The sequence below is a fragment of the Bradyrhizobium altum genome (assembly GCF_020889705.1).
GTDB lineage: Bacteria > Pseudomonadota > Alphaproteobacteria > Rhizobiales > Xanthobacteraceae > Bradyrhizobium > Bradyrhizobium altum.
This window is the reverse complement of record NZ_JACMYP010000476.1, coordinates 1-3,118: the sequence shown is the minus strand read 5'-3', so window position 1 is coordinate 3,118 and position 3,118 is coordinate 1. Positions and strand designations below refer to the sequence as shown.

Annotated in this window: 4 protein-coding genes and 2 pseudogenes; 3 read left to right on the top strand and 3 right to left on the bottom strand. The window is 59.5% G+C overall.

Annotation, left to right across the window (positions count from 1 at the left end):
* Window positions 1–138, bottom strand: a 138-nt coding sequence (locus H8B02_RS46465; RefSeq protein ID WP_376711796.1) for a helix-turn-helix domain-containing protein, incomplete at its 3' end; no start/stop codon positions are given.
* A 9-nt stretch (window positions 139–147) separates the two neighbouring features.
* On the opposite strand from H8B02_RS46465, the pseudogene H8B02_RS46460 reads away from it, so the two are divergent.
* Window positions 148–635, top strand: a pseudogene (locus tag H8B02_RS46460) (DUF6428 family protein).
* Window positions 636–1,001: 366 nt separating this feature from the next.
* Window positions 1,002–1,247, top strand: a complete 246-nt coding sequence (locus H8B02_RS46455) for a hypothetical protein (RefSeq protein WP_229172401.1) — start codon at window positions 1,002–1,004, stop codon at window positions 1,245–1,247.
* Between the two features lie 553 nt (window positions 1,248–1,800).
* Here H8B02_RS46455 and H8B02_RS46450 read toward each other — a convergent pair.
* A pseudogene (locus tag H8B02_RS46450) lies at window positions 1,801–2,170 on the bottom strand (transposase); the annotation flags it as partial.
* Window positions 2,171–2,236: 66 nt separating this feature from the next.
* Window positions 2,237–2,470, bottom strand: coding sequence for a hypothetical protein (locus H8B02_RS46445; protein ID WP_229172400.1), 234 nt, complete (start codon window positions 2,468–2,470; stop codon window positions 2,237–2,239).
* Window positions 2,471–2,558: 88 nt separating this feature from the next.
* Here H8B02_RS46445 and H8B02_RS46440 point away from each other — a divergent pair, with 88 nt between their 5' ends.
* On the top strand, window positions 2,559–2,762 hold the full coding sequence (locus tag H8B02_RS46440; RefSeq protein WP_229172399.1) for a hypothetical protein: 204 nt from the start codon (window positions 2,559–2,561) through the stop codon (window positions 2,760–2,762).
* Window positions 2,763–3,118: the final 356 nt, after the last annotated feature.

Genomic DNA, 3,118 nt, shown 5'->3' with positions numbered 1-3,118 from the left:
CGGCGATACCGCGACCGCCTCGGCAATCGCCCCTGCCGCCATGCCATCGGGACCGGCCTGGACCAGCAGCCGCACGATCCGCAGCCGCGTTTCCTGCGACAGCGCGGCGAAGGCGGTTCGGGCTTGACGCTCCTCCATCCCGGTGCCCTGCACCCGGTCGAAGAGCTGTCATCCGCAGCCCTGCTTTCCAGCCTCGAGGCGCACAAGGAGAAGCCGCTAATCTTCAGCTACGACGGCCGGGACGTCCGCCCCAGCTACCACGTGACCGAAGTCAAGACCGGTTCGTTCAGGGCGCTCGATTGCGGCGCGAACCCGGAGAGCTGGAGCGAGACCTTCATTCAGCTCTGGGACATCGATGAGGAAAACCGCGGTCACATGCCGGCCGCAAAATTTCTTGCGATCATCCGCGAGGTCGACGAGGCCGTCGGCTTCGACCCGCAGGCCAGGCTGACGTTTGAGGTGAGCGACGGTGCGCGGCCAATGCAATCTATCGTGCGGAGCGCCTTGAGGCCGATGACACTGCGATCCGCGTCTATCTTTCGGCACGTCCGTCAAGCTGCAAGCCGCGCGACCGATGGCTAAAGGAACAGCAATCCTGCTGGGCTTCGACATCCAAGCAGCCTCGCTGCGGTTGATGCTGCCGTGACCCAGTAGCGGCTTGTCGTCCGCTTTGTGCCTCTACGGTGACGCTATGTCCGATATGGCTGGAATGCGCGCTGTCCGGGTAGGTCAGGATGATGTGCTTCGTGATCGACACCCCGGTCACCAACCAGAACGGTGGCCGATAGCGTTGGCGCATGGGCGGCTCGGCATGACCAGGATGGATCGCTGAGGAAAGAATACGCCCGCGCTGCGTGGGCAAAGCGACCCTCGAACGACGAGGTTATTATGCTTGGCGTCCGCTAGCCGCCTAAGCGCCTCATCCGCCAAGGGGGGACGCTCTACTTGCTCTGTTGATCCGCCGGAGCTAACACCATGTTGGATCGACGTAGGGGAACACGGTGAGCAAGGCCCGCGAGTTCATTGATTTCTGGATCGAGAATAGCATTCACGCTGTCGAGCAGTATCGAACTGCCGGCGCCTCGCAGGACGTGACCGAGCTGACCGGGCGCCTTGTAAAAGCTGCCAAGGGGCAGGGCCTTTCAGAGGCCGACTTGCAGGCTGAGATCGGTGATATCTCCCACTACATTGCAGACCGGCTTAAAGCAGCGAACCAGGCAGAAAGCGAACGGCGCAAGCCAAGTTAGGGGAATTATATACTCGATAAGCACGACGCTAAAAGCCGAGTCGTTTCAGACCGTTCCCATGGCACAAATCGCCCTAGCTTGCAGGGATCCTTGGGCGCAGGTTCCCGGCTCTAACGCAGGAGTTGTGTCATGCGCAATGACCTACTTTACCGCGCGTGCATCATCGGGTTGGGCCTTTGTCCCATCGCTCTCGCGGCGATTGTTGCGTTTTCGCAGTGAACCCGGCTAGCCCTTCGTTGGCTTCCTGGGTTCGGGCTTCTTAGCAGCCAGCCATTTCATAAGTTCATCGGCCGCTGACTTCTCTTCGTCAGCTTCGTCTCGCGCGCCTTATCGATGAAGGCTTTCGATTGCTCTGCGTTATCCGGAGCCTTGAGATGGCGGGGCGTTGTCTTGCTTGGGCGGTGCTGGCTCAACGTCTACGCTCCCTGTGCTGCTTCATGAGAAACGATGTCCAGATCATATTTTCCGCACACCTTGTTCACGCCGCTCCACTTGTAGAGTTCCACAAGGGGAATTTTGATTCCCTTCTGGTCATTGTCACGAATGTGAATTGGCCTTCGCGCATAGCCTCGCGCAGCCTGTGTTCCATGAACCAAGCGGTTTTGTAAGTGACCTTGAGCGCGCGGTGCAGCTGATGGGCGCTGATGCCTTTCTTGCTGGAGGCCATCAGGTGAGCAGCCTGAAACCAGATGTGCAGCTTGACGTGGCTGCGCTCGAAAATCGCGCCGACCGTGACGGTGAATTCGCGCTTGCAGGGGCCGCAACGGCGTAGGCCAGCCCCGGCCGGCCTTCACGTCCGTAATGCGGTCGAAGCCGCCGCAGCGCGGGCAATGAGGTCCCTGCGACCACACGATCTCTTCCAGCCGCACGATGGCTGCGGCCTCATTGTGGAAGTGCGGAGCGGAAGGATGGACATGGCGGATTCCCTCTGTGGTTGACTCAACCACAGAGCGACCATACCTGTTAAGTATATAACTCCCAGGTTAGGCTTACTCCAGCCTGTAAACGTCGCCGGGATCGAGGTTGAGTTCCTCAAACATCCCCTGTTGCTGAGCCGTCAGCGCGAGATCCAACACTTCCGCAGTCCAGCCTTCCGGCACCGCAGCGAGGACCAAAGTGAGGGCCTGGCTCGGCTTGGCACGTGCCACCCAAATCTGCGTCCCTTTTAGATCGTCAGCCGTCACCTCGACGACGACAAACGAGTTGCCGAACGACTCCGCCATTACAGGCAATCCGGATGAGTGGTGCCGGTTTCTATTCCGGGCTGGCAGGAACTCGGGAACGTCTACTGCTTCCGGCGCATACTTCATCATGAGTGCTGAGGAATATCTAGAAATGGCCGACAACTACCGACGCGCCAAGGAAGCTGCGCCGGACGACTTCACGCGTTATTTCCTGGAGCGGATGGAACGTGGCTATCGAGTCCTGGCGACAAGCAAAGCGGTACTGGATAGGCCCCAAAATGTGCAGGGGCCGATCGATAGGCCTAGCGGGTCGGACCCGGCAAAGACGTAGGGGCGCCCAGAGCAAGGGCACTTGCGAGCAAAGTAAGAGCCCCGCCGACCACACCATCGAGTGTCGACCGGTCCCGTGCTGAGTGGTAGTGACCCATCCTCGTTCCGATTGTGGTTCATGTGCTCAGGACCACCATCGAGGCCAAGACGGCCGAAAAAATGAACAGTCCATAAATCGCGATTTGGAATAGTCGGTCGGCTGTCATTGCGTTTCCTCGCAAATGATGGAACCGCGCGGGCGGATGACTTGGGGTTCTAGTCTGACTGAGTCACAAAACCGCCGGCCAGAATCAGTGATGGTTGAAGCATGGACCATCAGCCGATGAGGCCGACATGAGCGGGCGTGGCACCAAGACC

Bases quoted from the DNA above. Each gene is read 5' to 3' on its own strand.
- H8B02_RS46440 (WP_229172399.1), top strand. From the start codon at position 2,559: ATGAGTGCTGAGGAATATCTAGAAATGGCCGACAACTACCGACGCGCC.
- H8B02_RS46445 (WP_229172400.1), bottom strand. From the start codon at position 2,470: ATGGCGGAGTCGTTCGGCAACTCGTTTGTCGTCGTCGAGGTGACGGCT.